Annotated in this window: 14 protein-coding genes; 6 read left to right on the top strand and 8 right to left on the bottom strand. The window is 69.7% G+C overall.

Features of this window, described 5'->3' with window-relative positions; genetic code table 11:
- The first annotated feature begins 139 nt into the window (after positions 1-139).
- Entirely contained in the window at positions 140-1,123 is a 984-nt protein-coding gene (locus tag IEY95_RS34455) for an SMP-30/gluconolactonase/LRE family protein (RefSeq protein ID WP_229703564.1), read from the top strand.
- A gap of 7 nt (positions 1,124-1,130) precedes the next feature.
- Here IEY95_RS34455 and IEY95_RS34450 read toward each other — a convergent pair whose 3' ends face one another.
- Positions 1,131-3,476, bottom strand: a complete 2,346-nt coding sequence (locus IEY95_RS34450; protein ID WP_189190108.1) for a DEAD/DEAH box helicase — start codon at positions 3,474-3,476, stop codon at positions 1,131-1,133.
- Between the two features lie 427 nt (positions 3,477-3,903).
- Here IEY95_RS34450 and serS point away from each other — a divergent pair, with 427 nt between their 5' ends.
- The gene (gene serS, locus IEY95_RS34445) at positions 3,904-5,196 is read left to right on the top strand and encodes a serine--tRNA ligase (RefSeq protein WP_189190107.1); all 1,293 of its coding nucleotides are present in this window, start codon (positions 3,904-3,906) and stop codon (positions 5,194-5,196) included.
- A gap of 336 nt (positions 5,197-5,532) precedes the next feature.
- On the opposite strand, the gene IEY95_RS34440 is transcribed toward serS, so the two are convergent.
- From IEY95_RS34440 to ychF, 4 genes are all read right to left on the bottom strand, one after another.
- On the bottom strand, positions 5,533-5,889 hold the full coding sequence (locus IEY95_RS34440; RefSeq protein ID WP_189190106.1) for an antibiotic biosynthesis monooxygenase: 357 nt from the start codon (positions 5,887-5,889) through the stop codon (positions 5,533-5,535).
- Positions 5,890-6,017: 128 nt separating this feature from the next.
- Positions 6,018-6,644: a TetR/AcrR family transcriptional regulator gene (locus IEY95_RS34435; protein ID WP_189190105.1), complete on the bottom strand. Its 627-nt coding sequence runs from the start codon at positions 6,642-6,644 to the stop codon at positions 6,018-6,020.
- Between the two features lie 345 nt (positions 6,645-6,989).
- Positions 6,990-8,408 carry an ATP-binding protein gene (locus tag IEY95_RS34430; protein WP_189190104.1) on the bottom strand — a complete coding sequence of 473 codons (1,419 nt, stop codon included), beginning with the start codon at positions 8,406-8,408 and terminating at the stop codon, positions 6,990-6,992.
- Between the two features lie 240 nt (positions 8,409-8,648).
- Positions 8,649-9,737 carry a redox-regulated ATPase YchF gene (ychF, locus tag IEY95_RS34425; RefSeq protein ID WP_189190103.1) on the bottom strand — a complete coding sequence of 363 codons (1,089 nt, stop codon included), beginning with the start codon at positions 9,735-9,737 and terminating at the stop codon, positions 8,649-8,651.
- Positions 9,738-9,912: 175 nt separating this feature from the next.
- On the opposite strand from ychF, the gene IEY95_RS34420 reads away from it, so the two are divergent.
- Positions 9,913-10,509, top strand: coding sequence for a DUF6542 domain-containing protein (locus IEY95_RS34420; protein ID WP_189190102.1), 597 nt, complete (start codon positions 9,913-9,915; stop codon positions 10,507-10,509).
- A 121-nt stretch (positions 10,510-10,630) separates the two neighbouring features.
- On the opposite strand, the gene ppgK is transcribed toward IEY95_RS34420, so the two are convergent.
- Both ppgK and IEY95_RS34410 read right to left on the bottom strand, forming a co-directional pair.
- Positions 10,631-11,380, bottom strand: coding sequence for a polyphosphate--glucose phosphotransferase (gene ppgK, locus IEY95_RS34415; protein ID WP_189190101.1), 750 nt, complete (start codon positions 11,378-11,380; stop codon positions 10,631-10,633).
- A gap of 29 nt (positions 11,381-11,409) precedes the next feature.
- Positions 11,410-12,438: a 4-hydroxy-3-methylbut-2-enyl diphosphate reductase gene (locus IEY95_RS34410; RefSeq protein ID WP_189190100.1), complete on the bottom strand. Its 1,029-nt coding sequence runs from the start codon at positions 12,436-12,438 to the stop codon at positions 11,410-11,412.
- Between the two features lie 108 nt (positions 12,439-12,546).
- Between IEY95_RS34410 and IEY95_RS34405 the strand changes: the two genes are divergently transcribed.
- Positions 12,547-13,926 carry an APC family permease gene (locus tag IEY95_RS34405; RefSeq protein ID WP_189190099.1) on the top strand — a complete coding sequence of 460 codons (1,380 nt, stop codon included), beginning with the start codon at positions 12,547-12,549 and terminating at the stop codon, positions 13,924-13,926.
- A gap of 146 nt (positions 13,927-14,072) precedes the next feature.
- Here IEY95_RS34405 and IEY95_RS34400 read toward each other — a convergent pair whose 3' ends face one another.
- Positions 14,073-14,516, bottom strand: a complete 444-nt coding sequence (locus IEY95_RS34400; RefSeq protein WP_189190098.1) for a hypothetical protein — start codon at positions 14,514-14,516, stop codon at positions 14,073-14,075.
- Between the two features lie 61 nt (positions 14,517-14,577).
- Here IEY95_RS34400 and IEY95_RS34395 point away from each other — a divergent pair, with 61 nt between their 5' ends.
- Together IEY95_RS34395 and xseA are read left to right on the top strand one after the other, a co-directional pair.
- Positions 14,578-15,033 (top strand): MarR family winged helix-turn-helix transcriptional regulator, encoded by a 456-nt coding sequence (locus IEY95_RS34395; RefSeq protein ID WP_229703563.1) that lies wholly within the window; start codon positions 14,578-14,580, stop codon positions 15,031-15,033.
- A 53-nt stretch (positions 15,034-15,086) separates the two neighbouring features.
- The gene (gene xseA, locus IEY95_RS34390) at positions 15,087-16,295 is read left to right on the top strand and encodes an exodeoxyribonuclease VII large subunit (RefSeq protein WP_189190097.1); all 1,209 of its coding nucleotides are present in this window, start codon (positions 15,087-15,089) and stop codon (positions 16,293-16,295) included.

Below are 16,295 nucleotides of genomic sequence, written 5' to 3'. Positions count from 1 at the left end.
AGCGGCGCATGGTATGGGCGATACGAGGATGAGCTCCCGCACATACGTAAATGCATTGACGATGATTAGAGCTCTAACTTAGATTCGCACCCGTTGCTCCAACTCAGGAAAATCGAGAAGCCGACCGAGAGGCACCGTCGTGTCCCGTTCGATCCAGCGCCGCACCTTCCTGACCGCCGCCGCCCTGACGGTGGCGGCGACCGCCGTGGGCACACCGCCCGCGACCGCCGCACCTCGCATCTCCACCGCCTACGAACTGCCCGGCGACCGCGCCTACCCCGAGGGCATCGCGGCGGACCCGCGTACGGGCGACCTGTACGTGGGCTCGTACACCACTGGCGCCGTCTACCGGGCGACGCCCGGCCGGCGTACGGCCGAGGTCTTCCTGCCCGCGGGCACGGACGGCCGGAACACCGCCAACGGCCTGAAGGCCGACCGGGCGGGCCGCCTCTGGGTGACCGACTCGACGTCCGGGGTCGACGTCTACGACCTGCGCTCCCGTGCCCTGCTGGCCCGCTTCGACATACCTGGCGACGCGCCGCGCTTCGTCAACGATCTGGCGATCACCGCGGACGGCAGCGCCTATCTGACGGACAGCGTGCGGGAGGTCGTCTACCGGGTGACACCGGCCGACCTGGCGCGGGCGATCTCACACGGCGGCCGCTCCGCGCTCACCACCGCCTACGACCTCAGCGGCGTCGTGGCCCCGCACCCTTCCGGCACCTTCACCCTGAACGGGATCGTCGCGGGGGACGGCCGGCTGTTCACCGTCGACATGACCGCGGGCGCCCTCTACCGGATCGACCTCGCCACCGGTGACGTACGCCAAGTCACCTTGTCCGGAGGCGATTTGGTGAACGGCGACGGTCTGGAGCTCGTCGGCGGCACGCTGTGGGCCGCCCTCAACAGGACCAACACGATCACCCGTTGGCGTCTGTCGGCCGACGGCACCGCGGCCCGTCTGGAGCGGAGTGTCACCGACACCGCGCTCCAGATCCCGACCACGCTCGTCCGCCGGCACGGGCGCACCCTCGTCGTCCGCTCGCAGTTCGACAAGGGCGGCCCGATGGGGCCGGGCACGCCGGAGACGCCGTTCACCGTGGCGTGGGTGCACGGGATCTGACCTGCGCTCAGCCCTGTGCGGCCAGCCGGCGCTGCTCCTCTTCGACGATGCGTCGGGCGAGCCCGTCGTCCGACACGTCGACCGCGTCAGGAGTCGCCTCCGCCATGTCGCTGCGGCGGGCGTAGGCGTCGAAGAGCCGGTCCTTGTTCCGCAGGATCCGCAGAAGGCGGTCGTCCACGCTGTCGGTCACGAGGAGGCGGTGCACCTGGACCGGGCGGACCTGACCCATACGGTGGGCGCGGGCCACGGCCTGGTGCTCCAGGGTCGGTTTGACCTGGGGCTCGCAGAGGATGACCACGGACGCCGCCTGCAGATTGAGGCCGATCCCGCCGGCCTCGATCTGGCAGAGCAGCACCGCGTGCCCGTCGGCCGCCGCGAACTCGTCGACGAGACGCTGGCGGTGGGCGGCGGGCACACTCCCCGATATCGGTCCGAACACGCCCTTGCCCGGGGTTTGTCGGGCCGTGGTGTCCAAGGTCTCCCCGACCGTGGCGAGCACGTCGCGGAAGTACGAGAAGACGACCACCTTCAGACCGTTCACCGCCGCCTCGGACACCAGCTCGCGCAGCCGCTGGAGTTTGGCGGACTTCTCCGCGTCGGCGTACGCGGCCCTGCGCATCGCCATGAAGTTCCCGGCCTCGACCGCCGCCCGGTAGGCCTCCTGGTCGGCCGCGCTGAACTCCTCCCACTCGTCGACCTGGAGCAGCGCCGGCAGTTCGGTGAGGACGTCCTGCTGGTTGCGGCGCAGATAGGCCGGAGCGACGGAGGTGCGGAAGGCGTGCGGACCGGCGGCCGCGCTGCTGTTCCGGATCTCCGGCAGCAACTCGGGGCGGAGGTAGCGGACGAGGCTGCGGAACTCCTCGACGCGGTTCTCCATCGGCGTACCCGTGAGGAACAGGACGCGGTCGCATCGGTCGGTCCAGGCCGCGACGGCCTTGGAGCGGCGGGCGTCCGGGTTCTTCACGTAGTGGGCCTCGTCGACGACGAGCATCCCTGGCGCCACCGCGCCGTGGGAGGTCCCCGGCTGCGTGCCGTTGAGCGCGGGCAGCCCGCTTCTTCCGTTGAGCGCGGGCAGGCCGCTTCTTCCGTTCGGCGCGGGCAGGCCGCTTTCCTGGGGCGTGGGCAGGCTGTGCAGCACGTCGTACGTGGTGATCGCGACGCCGCCGCGCTCCCGCCACTCGGCGTACGCGTCCTGTCGGTCGGCGCCGTGCACCGGCAGGGCGCGCAGGGTGCTGCGCGCGCCGATCTCGCGGGTCCAGTTGATCAGCACGCTGGCCGGGCACACCACCAGGAAGTGGCTGTGCCCCTCCCCCGCGAGGTGTGCGAGCACGGCAATGGCCTGGACGGTCTTGCCGAGCCCCATCTCGTCGCCGAGCACGACCCGGCGCTGGGCCAGCGCGAAACGGGCGCCGAAAGACTGGTAGCCGCGCAGCGAGACCCGGCGGTGGGTGTCGTCGAGGGGCTGCCCGTGGACACGCTCGGCGACCTCCGACGGCAGGAAGCCCTCGGCCGCCTCGACGTCCGCCGTGTGCTCGGAGATCTCGGCGAGCTGGCTGTAGTACTCCGTGGAGCGCAGCTCGAAGTCGACCCAGGCCTCGATGTCGGAGGCCGGTTCCCGCAGCAGGTCCGTGGACGCCTGCGCGAGCAGCAGTCGTACGTCCCGGGCAGTGGCGTCGGCCGTCAGCTCGCGGATCCCGGCCACCGCCGCGAACGCACTCCGCCGACGGCGCCGCCCCGTGATCGCCAGACGCAGCCATCCGGCGGCGGGACGGGCCTCGGGCAGCAGCGCGCCGAGCCGCTCGTCGAGCCGCTGGGCGGCATCCACCGCCCGCCGCAGCTCGGGCCCGGCCTCGACGAGCCTGCGCAGCGCGACGACCAGGGCGGTGGTGCGGGGCTCGGGACTGTCCACGTCCATGCGTACGGAGACCGTGTCCTCGACCGCCCTGGCGATCTGGCGCGCGGCGGCGAGCGCCTGGTCCGCGGTCTGGGCACCGACCCCCGGGATCTGCCGCAGCTCGTAGCGGCTCGCCTCGTACACCGCGCGCACCGAGGCGAGCCCGGCCGCCTCGACGGCTCCGAGGCGCAGCCGCCCCTCGGTGACGTCCTTCAGCCGTGAGACGGGGATCGACTCCAGCTCCTCGGCGACGAGTTCGGCCCGGAGCGGCGCCAGTGCGGTGCGCACCGCTTCCAGGGCGCGGGCGTGATCGGCGAGTACGGTGCGCGCGGATTCGTGCAGCCGCGCGGCTTCCGCGAGCAGGGCACGCGCCTTCCGTCCGACGGGCGGTTCCGCCCCGCCGGGACCGCCGCTGCGCACCCGGCCCTGTCCGCCCGTCGCCTCCTCGACACCCGCCATGACACCCCTCATGTGCCGTCCGCACCGATGCGCGCATCCTTCCACGCGGCACTGACAGCCGAGGGCGGCGGAGTTCCCGATGCCCAGGGCAGTCACCGACGTCGGCCCTCCGCGCGGCCGGCACATGCGGGGGATGGACGGGCCCGTACACGATGAGATCCGGACATACGAAGCGGCCGGCATCGAGATCGCTCTCCGGCCGGGGCCATGCCGTTGTTCTTCCCGGAAGCCCCGTGCGCCGAGCCGCTCACCGTTTTCGATGAGGCACTGCGCGAGTGGATCGGAACCCTATTGACCGATCTTGACGGGGAGGAGCCGCAGGATCCAGGTGCGCACGGTGGTGCCGTGATATTGCGGGTCGAGAGGGGTTCGGCAGTTGCTACCTTCGACGGTGCAGTCCACTTGCCGGAGAAGAAGGAACGCCCTCATGCATGATGCCCGCGCCCTGATCGAAATGGGTGCCGAAGCGGTTCGTCGGCTCGCTCGTCGCGGTTACTCGCTGGACCTGTCCGTGCTGGAAGACCTCCAGTCGCGGCGCAACGAGAACATTCGCTCGGGCGACGAGCTGCGGGCAGAGACCAAGCGCGTGGCCGGCGAGGTCCAGCAGACGGCGAAGCAGGGCGGGGACATCTCCAAGCTGAAGGAGCGCGCCCGGGAGATCAAGGACCAGATCCGCGAGATCGAAGCCGATCAGGAGAAGGTTCAGGAAGAGCTCCGCACCCTCCTCCTCAGCATCCCGAACCTCCCCGATGACAAGGCTCCGGACGGCGACTCCGAGGAGTTCGCGGTCGAGGTACGCCGGGTGGGGACTCCGCCGGTCTTCTCCTTCGAGCCGAAGGACCACGTCGATCTCGGCGAGGCCACCGGCATCCTCGACTTCGCTCGAGCGACGAAGCTCTCGGGCCCTCGTTTCGCCGTTTCTCGTGGAGCGGGTGCAGCCCTTGAGCGGGCGCTCGCGACGCTCTTCCTCGACATTCACACGCGCCGGCACGGCTACGTCGAGCACTCTGTTCCGTTCCTGGTCACCCGCAAGACGATGACCGGCACGGGTCAGCTGCCGAAGTTCGAGGAGGACCTGTTCAAGACCGGCGTCGCAGATCGCGAGCTGTTCCTGATCCCGACCGCCGAGGTCCCGCTCACCAATCTCTACGCCGACGAGATCATCCCGTCCTCGGAGCTGCCGATCGCTCTCACCGCTCAGACGCCGTGCTTCCGCTCGGAGGCCGGCTCGTACGGCCGCGACACCCGGGGCCTCATCCGCCAGCACCAGTTCGTCAAGGTGGAGGTGGTACGGATCTGCGACCCCGAGGATGCTGACACCGAGCTGGAGAAGATGATCGGCCACGCGGAAGCGTGTCTGAAGGAGCTGGGTCTCGCGTACCGCGTGGTGACCCTTGCCGCAGGCGACACCGGCTTCTCCGCCCAGCTCACCTACGACCTCGAGGTGTGGCTGCCGAGCCAGAACACCTACCGCGAGATCTCGTCGGTCTCCAACTTCGGTACCTTCCAAGCGCGCCGCGCGAACATCCGCACACGTGGCGCGGACGGAAAGCCCAAGCCGGCCGCCACGCTCAACGGCTCGGGCCTCCCGATCGGCCGCACCCTGGCCGCGGTGCTCGAACAGGGCCAGCAACCGGACGGCTCGATCGTCCTGCCTGAATCACTCGTCCCGTACCTCGGCTTCCGCCGTATCTCGGCGGACGGAACACCGGAGGCATAGTTGCTCGTCGGCGTCTGCGACTTTCCTGACAGCTACGCTTTTCCCCCGCCGGACACGGCGGGATGAAACGTTGGCTCTGGGCGGTCGCAGTACGCGCCCGAGCCGCAGGCGCCGACGTACACCTACATCGTGCCCTTGCCGCGCTGACGCGGGGCGAAGAACCACTCTGCCCGGCCGCATGGCGGCGGGCGCCGCGGCACCCGCAGGAGACCGGTCATCAGAGGCCCCGCGGCACCGTCTCTCTTGTGTGCCGAACGACGTCCGACCCGGCCGCACGATCGTGTGATTGCCTCACTCGCCGGTTCGGGAATGCGAACGTCCCCCGATGCCGGGTGGTCAGCGCTTGACGTTCCGGAAGAGCGAGTAGGCGTGAGTGCGCGGGCTGCCGAAGAGGTCCCAGAACCTGTCGCTCGCGTCACCGAGGACGTTGACCTCCTCGACCTCGGTGGCCTCGGCCCACTCCTTCTGTCCCTCAGCGGTGACCTCCAGGTGGCGGAACATCGCATCCTCGTCGATGTATCGCTCGTGCTGGGTGTAGACGCCCTCGGCGTTCTTGTAGATGTTGTACTCCAGGACGTACGGCTCCTTCTCCTCCACGACCGGGAGAATGCGGTCGATCGCCTTCTGGAACTGCTCGAGCTTGCCGTGCTTCACACGGAAACGGAACACCAGGTCGAGCTGGCCGTTGCTCATTGCCTTACTCCTTCGGGTGGGCTCTGTGTCATCAGATACGAGCCAAACCAAACTGTTTGGTTTGGAGCTTAGGCGCGCTCCGGGGCACACGTCAAACCAAACGGTTTGGATAGGTCGGAAGAGAGACGTCAGCTCACGCGGGGGAAGAGGCGTTCGACGGCGGCCACCAAGGCGGCACGGCGGGTGGCGACGGACGAGGGCGCGGCCTGGTCCGCTGCGGCGCCGATCTCGGGCTGCCCCACCCAGGTCGTGGCGATCTGGTTGATCAGCGCGAGAACGTCGACCGGGTCCCAGGCCGGATCGAGGAGCCCGACGCACTGCGCATCACGGAGCTGGTCGAGCTTCCCGGCGATGGTGGCGTGGAGGGGGCCGGTGGGGTTGGTGGCGGACTCAGCCAGCTCCAGGCGGCCCCACGTGATCAAGCGATAGTGATCCGGACGGGCCGTGAAGTGGTCGAAGAGGATGCCGGCATAGCCGGGCAGGTCGGCCGGATCCATCTGCGTGGCCTCGACGAGCGCGGTCAGTTCGCGTTCGGCCACGTGCGCATAAAGGGCTTCTTTGCTGCGGAAGTAGGCGTAGACCCGTTCCTTGCTCGTCCTGGCCTGCTTGGCGATGCGGTCCACGCGAGCGCCGGCGATTCCGTGCCGGGCGAACTCCTCCTTGGCTGCCGCGACGATCCGCTCGCGGGTGGAGTCGGCTGACCCGCCCTTGGCCGTGGTGCCGGAGGTCTGATCGGAGGAGACGGAACGGGGCATGAGCCCAGGATAGGTTGTTGAACCGATTGGCTTCCGCCCCAAGCCCGACCTCGTGATGCAGCTGCTGCGCGAGGGCGACACGTTGAAGGTGGCCCGACTCGACCGGCTCTCCCAGATTCGCATTCGTCTCGACGGACATGTCTGCCCATCAGGGGTTACCGGGCCGACGAGCCAGGCCAGTTGCGCGTCCCGTGAGGCCCGGCGGGCTGCCGGACCTCACGGGTACGAACTACGACAGGCAACGACCGACGCCGAGCTGAAGCAACCCGGCGCCGAGGACTTGTACTTTCGGACCTCATATCCCCAGGTCAGCTCAGCGGCGTGGTGGAATGTCAGATCCGCTGCTCACAGCGGCCAAGCGGTCAGCAAATCGCCGGGGCCGTAGGCGGCGTCGAGTCCCGGACAGTCGACACCGCTGCGCGAGATCGCCACGACCTGGACGGGTTCGGCGGTCAGCGCGGCGCGGTGGCGGTGAAGGGCTGCCAGGTCGTGCCGGTCGAAGGGCGATTGTTCCAGCCACTTGATGGAACCGACGAACAGCAGTTCCTTGGCGATGGGGGCGCGGTCCGCCCCGACGATGTCGATCTCGACGTCGTTGGTGCGGGTCCAGTAGCCGCCCACTGCGGGGGCCGCGGGCAGCTGGTCGTCGGGCAGTATCCGGGCGAGCGCCTCGCGGATGAGCGGCTCGACGGCCCGGCCGCGCCAGCTGGTCCAGTTCTCCCGGATCCGTGCCAAGGTCAGATCACCCCGTCCCCGCTCGATCTCCTCCATGGAGGGGCCGAGAAGGTGCAGCCAAAACCGCAGGTAGGGATCCGTCACCCGGTAGCGGCGGTCCTTCGACGGGCGCAGGGACACGGGCAGCTCCGCGGCGACGATCCGCTTGTCCGTGAGCAGTTCCAGCGCTCGCTGCAGCGGGGTGGCCCCGATTCCGCCGGCGGCGCGGGCGATGTTGGTGAAGGTCCGCTCCCCACTGCCGATCGCCGCCAGCACCGCACGGGCCTGGGCCTGCGGAGGGAATTCCGCGGCCAGCGAGCGCTCGGCCGACACCAGCAGTGCCGAGACCGGGTCATTGAGCGCCTCGCCGAGAAAGTCCCACAGCCCCGCACCCCGAGGCCATTCCGAGCAGATCAGCGGCAGCCCACCGGTGACCAGGGCGGCGTCGAAGGCGTCGGCCGGATCCAGCCCCAGCATCCGCCCTACCTCGGCGGGGTTCAGCGGTCCGAGCACCATCTCGCGGCCGCGCTGGTGAAAGGGTCGCCCGTAGCTGTTCAGCGCCTCCATCATCGACAGATCCGAGCCGATGAGAACCAGCAGCACAGGCTTGGTCTCCAGTACCCGGTCCCAGGCCCGCTGCAGCATCCCCTCGAAAGCGCCATCGGCATCCATCAGGTACGGCACCTCGTCGATGACCAGCACGCTCGCCCGGTCGGCGGGCAGCGCCGCCGCCAGCACATCGAACGCGGCGTCCCAGCTCTCTGGCCGCGCGGCGGCCACCAGCTGCGCCATCGGCAGCGTCGATGCCTGGGCATCCCGGGCCAGCCGCGCCAGATCATCCCTCGACGAAGCACCGGTGGCGGCATAGAACAAGAACGGCGCCCCTGAGCGCTCCACGAACCGCTCGACCAGCCGCGATTTGCCCACCCGGCGCCGCCCGCGCAGCATCACGCACCTGCCCGGCCGTTCTCCTCCGGCCCCCGCAGCGACCTTCTGCAGCTCGCGCTCCAACGTCGCCAGCTCTTGTCGGCGACCGACGAAATCCACCATGACTGCCGACCTTCACACGCTTCCGAACCAGGAGACTAACAGTAACGTTAGTAACAGCAATGTTAGCAACATCTGCCGTTGTCCGGGCAGCGCTCGCGGGGTGTCCTGGAACGGCGCAGGAATGGCCGGTAGAAACATCCCGGCACCATCCCAGCACGGGAAATGGCAAGGGGGCCGACTCGGATGAGTCGACCCCTCCTGACCTGCAGATTCAACAAAAGCAATGTGGTGGAATTGCGCCTAAACGTTGAAGCGGAACTCGACCACGTCGCCGTCCTGCATGACGTAGTCCTTGCCCTCCATACGGGCCTTGCCCTTGGCGCGTGCCTCGGCGACCGAGCCCGTCTCGACGAGGTCGTGGAAGGAGATGACCTCGGCCTTGATGAAGCCCTTCTGGAAGTCCGTGTGGATGACACCGGCGGCCTCGGGGGCGGTGGCGCCCTTCTTGATGGTCCAGGCGCGGGATTCCTTGGGGCCGGCCGTCAGATAGGTCTGCAGGCCTAGGGTGTCGAAACCGACGCGGGCCAGGGTCGCGAGGCCGGGCTCCTCGGCGCCCACCGACTCCAGGAGCTCCATCGCGTCCTCCTCGTCGAGCTCGGCGAGGTCCGCCTCCAGCTTGGCATTGAGGAAGATCGCTTCGGCGGGGGCGACCAGGGTGCGCTGCTCGGCCTTGAAGTCGTCGTCGACCAGCTCGTCCTCGTCCACGTTGAAGACGTAGAGGAACGGCTTGGTGGTCAGCAGGTGCAGGTCGTGCAGCAGCTCCTCGTTGCCGGAGCCCTGGACGATGCCCTGCGAGAAGAGGGTGTCGCCCTTCTCCAGGATCTCCTTGGCCGCCTCGACCGCCGCGACCTTGGGAGCGACGTCCTTCTTGATGCGCGACTCCTTCTGGAGGCGCGGCAGGACCTTCTCGATCGTCTGCAGGTCGGCGAGGATCAGCTCGGTGTTGATCGTCTCGATGTCGTCCTTGGGCGAGACCTTGCCGTCGACGTGCACGACGTTCTCGTCCTTGAAGGCGCGGATGACCTGGCAGATCGCGTCGGACTCGCGGATGTTCGCGAGGAACTTGTTGCCCAGGCCCTCACCCTCCGAAGCGCCCTTCACGATGCCCGCGATGTCGACGAAGTCGACGGTCGCCGGGAGGAGGCGCTGCGAAGAGAAGATCTCGGCCAACTTCGTGAGGCGGGCGTCCGGGACGCCGACCACGCCCACATTTGGCTCGATCGTGGCGAACGGGTAGTTGGCCGCGAGCACGTCGTTCTTGGTCAGGGCGTTGAACAGGGTCGACTTGCCGACATTCGGCAGACCGACGATTCCGATCGTGAGCGACACGTTGCGACTTCCCGTACGTAAGGATGGGCGAAGGGCCCTCGGAAAGCGCGGGCCGATCCACCAGTCTACGGCGTGACCGGGCACGCACCGGCGACGTATCGAACGGATGGCCAAGGTCTGCCCATCGGCGTGTCTGAGGGGCTATTCCACACATAAACCGACCTAAGTTGGTCCAGTGGAGCAACACAGGACGCGTCCCCCTCGACCCAGACAGCGACGCGGCATGCCCGTTCCCGCTCAGGGCGGGCGCGGCACGCACGTCGACGTCCGGCGGGGCCCCCCGGTGGCACGGCGGCCCGCGCCACCGCTGGTCCAGGCGGCTCAGCGGGTGCCGAACCCCCGGCTCACCGGGCTGGGCAGTGGGCTGTTCTGCGGTGCGTCGATGTTCGCGCTCGGCTGCCTCGACCAATTGCTGTTCGGGGCGTCGTTGGTGGTGTACGGAGCGCTGTTCCTGCCCGTGTGTGCGCTGACCGCGGTGTGGGTACGGCGGGGGGACCTGGTGACCGCGCCCGTCGTCGTACCGATCGCGTTCACCTTCGGGCTGCTGGCGGTCGCCGACCACAGCGGGGGAATCGGGGGCCGGGTCATGGGGCTCTTCACCGCGCTCGCCACACAGGCGGGGTGGCTGTACGGGGGGACGCTGATCGCGGGGCTGATCGTGACCGTCCGCAAGGTCGCGCTGATGAGTCGCCGAGCCGCCCAGCGCAGGGCCCAGGCCGCCGCTTCGCGCCGAGCCTTCCCACCCGCCCGACCGTCTCGGCCGACCGGATAGCCGGGCTCGAAACCACACCCGGGCAGGCCTGGGCCCCGGAAGGCCTGGAAAGCCCGGCCTCGGTCAGGGGAACCGCGGGTCCGTCGCAAGTCCGGGAAGCCGCAGGTCCGGAGAGCCGTCGCTACGTCGCCGTCTTCGCCGCTCTCATCGCCGCCCCCACGATCCCCGCGTTGTTCTGCAGCTGCGCCGGGACGATCTCCGCCTTGATGCCCCCGATGAGGGGCAGGAACCGGTCGGCCTTGCGGCTGACGCCGCCGCCGATGATGAAGAGCTCGGGCGAGAAGAGCATCTCCACATGGGCGAGGTACTTCGTGACGCGGCGTGCCCACTGCTCCCACGTGAGCTCGTGGTCCTCCTTGGCCTTGGTGGAGGCACGCTTCTCCGCGTCATGGCCGTTCAGCTCGAGGTGTCCCAGCTCCGTGTTCGGGACCAGCTCGCCGTCGATGAAGAGCGCGCTGCCGATGCCCGTGCCCAACGTGAGGAGGATGACCGTGCCCCGGCGACCGCGCCCGGCGCCGAACTGCATCTCGGCGACGCCCGCCGCGTCCGCGTCGTTCAACACGGTCACCGGACAGCCGCCCAGCCGCGCGCCCAGCAGGGCGCGCGCGTCGGTGTCGATCCAGTTCTTGTCGACATTGGCCGCCGTACGGATGGTGGCGCCGCCGGTGACCACCCCGGGGAACGTGATGCCGACCGGACCGGTCCAGTCGAAGTGGCCGACGACCTCCTTCACGCCATCGGCCACCGCGTCGGGCGTCGCCGGGTGCGGAGTGAGCACTTTGTAACGCTCCTCCGCCAGGTCGCCGCGGTCCAGGTCCACGGGAGCGCCCTTGATCCCGGAACCACCGATGTCCACACCGAAGATCTGCATGGCCCTACGCTACGTCGTACGACTGACAGTCACTTCTCGGAGGAGGCCGCGGAGGGCGCCGTGCCCGTGCGCTGCTCCACCAGTGCCGCCGCCTCCGCGCGCAGATCGCGGCGCAACTCCTTCGGCAGCGAGAAGGTGATGGACTCCTCGGCCGCCTTGACGATCTCCACGTCCTCGAAGCCGCGCTGCGACAGCCACTCCAGGACCTGCTCGACCAGGACCTCCGGGACCGAGGCACCCGAGGTGACGCCGACCGTCGTCACACCCTCCAGCCACGCCTCCTCGATCTCGTCGGCGAAGTCCACGAGGAACGCGTCGCGCGCGCCCGCGAGCTTGGCGACCTCGACGAGCCGCTTGGAGTTGGAGGAGTTCCGGGAACCGACCACGATCACCAGGTCCGCTTCCGCGCCCATCTGCTTCACCGCCAGCTGGCGGTTCTGCGTCGCGTAGCAGATGTCGTCGCTGGGCGGGGAGATGAGCTGCGGGAACTTCTCCTTCAGCGCGTCGACCGTCTCCATGGTCTCGTCGACCGACAGCGTGGTCTGGGAGAGCCAGACCACCTTGGAGGGGTCGCGGACCTCGACCTTGGCGACGTCCCCGGGGCCGTCGACCAGGGTGATGTGGTCGGGCGCCTCACCGGAGGTACCAATGACCTCTTCGTGGCCCTCGTGCCCGATGAGGAGGATGTCGAAGTCCTCGTCTGCGAAACGGACGGCTTCCTTGTGGACCTTGGTGACCAGCGGGCAGGTCGCGTCGATGGTGGCGAGCTTGCCGGCCGCGGCCTCGTCGTGGACGACCGGGGCGACGCCGTGCGCGGAGAACATGACGATGGACCCCTCGGGGACCTCCGCCGTCTGCTCGACGAAGATCGCGCCCTTCTTTTCCAGGGTCTGTACGACGTACTTGTTGTGGACGATTTCGTGGCGGACGTAGATCGGGGCCCCGTACTGCTCAAGGGCCTTCTCGACGGCGATCACGGCGCGGTCCACGCCCGCGCAGTAGCCCCGGGGGGCGGCGAGCAGGACACGGCGGCCAGGCGAAGCAGTCATGCACCCCATCGTAAGGCCGCGCTCGGCGGGTCGAAGATCGCCTCCTTGGGGAGACTGCTTGGGGAGACTGAGGGGGAGCCGGGAGGGGTGGGGCCCGCGCGACCCTCGGGAGGCACGATGTCCGACACGGAGCCCGCGGCGGACCCGGACGGCGCGGCCGAGGCGGAGCACGAACTGCGGCGCAGCCTCGGCTTCCGGGACCTCGTCGTCTACGGGCTGCTGTTCATCGCCCCCATGGCGCCGGTCGGTGTCTTCGGGACCCTCGATGCCAAGTCGCACGGGGCGGTGGCGCTGGTCTACGTCGTCGCCACCGTCGCGATGGCGTTCACCGCATTCAGCTACGCCCAGATGGTCCGCGTGGTCCCTCAGGCGGGTTCGGTGTTCGCCTATGCGCGCGCGGCGCTCGGAAAGGAGGCCGGGTTCATCGCCGGTTGGATGGCGATGCTGGACTACCTGCTCATCCCCGCCGTCGCTTACCTGTTCTCCGGGATCGCGTTGAACTCCCTGGTTCCCGGCGTCTCGCGGTGGGTGTGGACGGCACTCGCCGTAGTCATCACCACGGTGTTGAACCTGTGGGGTGTGCGGGCCGCCGCCCAAGTCGGCTTCCTGGTGCTCGCGATGGAAATCGTGGTCCTTCTTGTCTTCGTCGTGTCGGCCGTCGTCGTGCTCGCGCGTGACGGGGCCCACCGCGGGTGGCTGTCCCCGCTGTCCGGCGACGGCTCGCAGGGCGCGTTCGCCGTGTCGGCGGTGGTCGGCGCCGTCTCGGTCGCCGTCCTGTCGCATCTCGGCTTCGACGCGATCGCGACGTTCGCGGAGGAGGTCACCGGCGGTTCGGAGAAAGTGGCCCGGGCGGTGCTGTTCTGTCTGGCGCTGGCGGGTGTGCTGTTCGTTGTCCAGAGCTATCTGGTGGCGCTCCTTGAGCCGCTGTCCTCCGCGCAACTCGCCGCGGATCCCGGGAAGCAGGGGTCGGCCTTCTACGACGTCGTGGACTCCTCGGTCGGGTCGTGGCTGCACAACCTGGTGGCCGTGAGCAAGGCGATCGGGGCCGCGTTCGCCGCGCTGGCCGGGCAGGCCGCGGCGGGGCGGCTCGTCTTCGCCATGGCTCGCGATCGGCGGCTGCCGCGGGCGCTGTCGCGGACCGACTCGGGGGTGCCGCGGGCGGCGCTGCTGTGCGCGGCCGTCATCACGCTGGTCGCCGCGGTGTGGGCGGCTCGGCGCGACGACGGCCTCGACAAGCTGGTGTCCGTCGTCGACATCGGCGCGCTCACCGCCTTCACCCTGCTGCACGCGAGCGTGGTGGGCTGGTTCGCGGTACGGCGGCTGGACGGTCCCGTCGTGTGGTGGCGCCATGTCCTGATGCCCGTCGTCGGCGCCGCGATCACCGTCGCCGTGATCGTCGAGGCGTCCGGCACCGCCCAGGTGGTGGGCGCGATCTGGCTGGCGGTGGGACTGGCCGTGCTGTTCGCCCAGCGAGGGCGGGCCAGGACCGAGGCATAGGGCCTGCCCCGGGATCCGGCCGGACGAAGGTCCGCATCCTGCCCCAGGGATCGAGCCGGACGAAGGTCCGCGTCCTACCCCGGGGATCGAGCCGGACAGAGGTCCGCGTCCCGCCCCGGGGATCGAGCCTGCTTCGCCGGGCGCGGTCAGGCCGGCAGCGCTGCCGGTGTCCGCCGCTTCCCCAGCCAGGCCGCGGAGGCGAGGTGAAGCGCCGCGGCCACCGTTCCCCCGACGGCCATCCCGGGGATTCCCGACGTCGCCCCGATGAGCGCGTCGCCGACCTGCGCGATCCCGCTGACCACGAGTACGGGCATCAGGTGCCGGCGGTACCTGGCGGTCAGGGAGGCCAGGACGGCCGCGGTGAGCGGGAGTTGCCGTACGGCGTAGGCCTGGACGTAGAGCTCGATGCCGCCGCCCGGCGTGTCTCCCTGGAGAAGCACACCGGGGTCGGCCATGGCCACGACGCAGGAGACCGCGGAGACGGTCGCGGCGACGGCGTTGCCGACCAGGACCCACTTCTCCGCCCCGGGAGCCGCCTGCGAAGACGCCTGCGAAGACGCCTCGTGAAGAACAGCCTTGCCCTTGCCCATATTCACTCACTCCCCGAATCATTCGAGCTATGAACGATTCATCGAAGTTAGCATTGGGACTGTGAACGATGTCAAGCCTTCTCAGGAACCCGACGGACCGACCGGCACGCTCGCCTTCCGGCTCGGCACCGTGGGCACGCTGGTCACCGCGCGCTTCGCCGCCGCCGTCGAGGATCTCGGCGTGAAGCCCAAACACGTGGGGCTGCTCTCCGTCATCGGCTCCGGCGCGCCCGCGTCGCAGCAGGACGTCGCCAGGACGATGGGCGTCGTGCCGAGCCTGGTGGTGACGCTCGCCGACCAGCTCGAAGAGCTGGGCGCCATCGAGCGCGTACGCGACCCGGACGACCGGCGCCGCCACCGGCTGGGACTGACGCCGGAGGGGCACACCCTGCTCGCGGAATGCACGGCACGCGCGCGTGCCCTCGACGAGGAGCTCACGGCGGGGCTGAGCACGGCGGAACGGGACACGCTCTCCCGCGCGATGGGCGTACTGGCGCGTGAGGCCGGGCTCCCGTAACCCGCGCCCCAGGAGTACGGGCGGTGTCGGTGGCGGCCGTTACGCTCGGGCGCATGGCTCTCAACACGTCCGCGGACGCTCCGCTGCCCGTCGGTGAGGTGTCGCGGCTCATCGGGGGGTGGATCGACCGGCTCGGCGCGGTGTGGGTCGAGGGGCAGATCACCCAGTTGTCGCGGCGCCCGGGCGCGGGTGTCGTCTTTTTGACGCTGCGCGATCCGTCGTACGACATCTCGGTGAGCGTGACCTGCTATCGGCAGGTGTTCGACGCCGTCGCCGACGTGGTCAGCGAGGGCGCCCGTGTCGTCGTACACGCGAAGCCCGAGTGGTACGCGCCGCGGGGGCAGTTGTCGCTGCGGGCCGCCGAGATAAAGCCGGTGGGGGTCGGTGAACTGCTCGCCCGGCTCGAGCAGTTGAAGAAGTCGTTGACCAGTGAGGGGCTCTTCGCGGCCGAGCGCAAGAAGCCGCTGCCCTTCCTGCCGCAGCTTATCGGGCTGGTGTGCGGGCGGGCCTCGGCGGCGGAGCGCGACGTGCTGGAGAACGCGCGGCACCGCTGGCCGGCCGTCCGCTTCGAGGTCCGCAACGTCGCCGTGCAGGGCGTGCACGCGGTGCCGCAGGTCGTGCAGGCCGTGAAGGACCTGGACGCGCTGGACGACGTCGACGTGATCATCGTGGCGCGGGGCGGCGGCAGCGTGGAGGACCTGCTGCCGTTCTCGGACGAACAGCTCGTACGGGCGGTCGCGGCCTGTCGTACGCCGGTCGTGTCGGCCATCGGGCACGAACCGGACAACCCCCTGCTCGACCACGTGGCCGACCTGCGCGCATCCACGCCGACCGACGCCGCCAAGAAGGTCGTGCCGGACGTCGGCGAGGAGTACGAACGGGTGCGATTCCTGCGGGACCGGGCGCGGCGCAGCGTCCAGTCCTTCATCGAGCGGGAGGAGCGCGGCCTCGCGCACGCGTTGGCCCGGCCCTCGATAGAGGACCCGCACCGCATGGTCGACGAGCGGGCGGAGCACGTCACCGCCCTGCTGGACCGCGGCCGGCGCACCCTCGGGCACCTCCTCGACCGCGCCGACTCGGAGCTGACGCACACCCACGCGCGCGTGGTGGCCCTCTCCCCCGCCGCGACCCTCCAGCGGGGGTACGCGGTGCTGCAGAAGGCTGACGGCCATGTCGTCCGGGGGCCGGACGAAGTGGCGACGGGCGAGGAGCTGCGGGCCCGGGTCGCCGAGGGTGAATTCTCCGTACGAGTCGATGCATAG

Source organism: Streptomyces albiflavescens, from assembly GCF_014645835.1.
GTDB lineage: Bacteria > Actinomycetota > Actinomycetes > Streptomycetales > Streptomycetaceae > Streptomyces > Streptomyces albiflavescens.
The sequence above is the reverse complement of the archived record's forward strand: the minus strand, read 5'-3'. Positions and strand labels throughout refer to the sequence as shown.

Bases quoted from the DNA above. Each gene is read 5' to 3' on its own strand.
- xseA (WP_189190097.1), top strand. From the start codon at position 15,087: ATGGCTCTCAACACGTCCGCGGACGCTCCGCTGCCCGTCGGTGAGGTG.
- IEY95_RS34410 (WP_189190100.1), bottom strand. From the start codon at position 12,438: ATGGGGTGCATGACTGCTTCGCCTGGCCGCCGTGTCCTGCTCGCCGCC.
- IEY95_RS34440 (WP_189190106.1), bottom strand. From the start codon at position 5,889: ATGAGCAACGGCCAGCTCGACCTGGTGTTCCGTTTCCGTGTGAAGCAC.
- IEY95_RS34430 (WP_189190104.1), bottom strand. From the start codon at position 8,408: ATGGTGGATTTCGTCGGTCGCCGACAAGAGCTGGCGACGTTGGAGCGC.
- IEY95_RS34405 (WP_189190099.1), top strand. From the start codon at position 12,547: ATGTCCGACACGGAGCCCGCGGCGGACCCGGACGGCGCGGCCGAGGCG.
- ppgK (WP_189190101.1), bottom strand. From the start codon at position 11,380: ATGCAGATCTTCGGTGTGGACATCGGTGGTTCCGGGATCAAGGGCGCT.
- IEY95_RS34400 (WP_189190098.1), bottom strand. From the start codon at position 14,516: ATGGGCAAGGGCAAGGCTGTTCTTCACGAGGCGTCTTCGCAGGCGTCT.
- IEY95_RS34450 (WP_189190108.1), bottom strand. From the start codon at position 3,476: ATGGCGGGTGTCGAGGAGGCGACGGGCGGACAGGGCCGGGTGCGCAGC.
- IEY95_RS34435 (WP_189190105.1), bottom strand. From the start codon at position 6,644: ATGCCCCGTTCCGTCTCCTCCGATCAGACCTCCGGCACCACGGCCAAG.
- serS (WP_189190107.1), top strand. From the start codon at position 3,904: ATGCATGATGCCCGCGCCCTGATCGAAATGGGTGCCGAAGCGGTTCGT.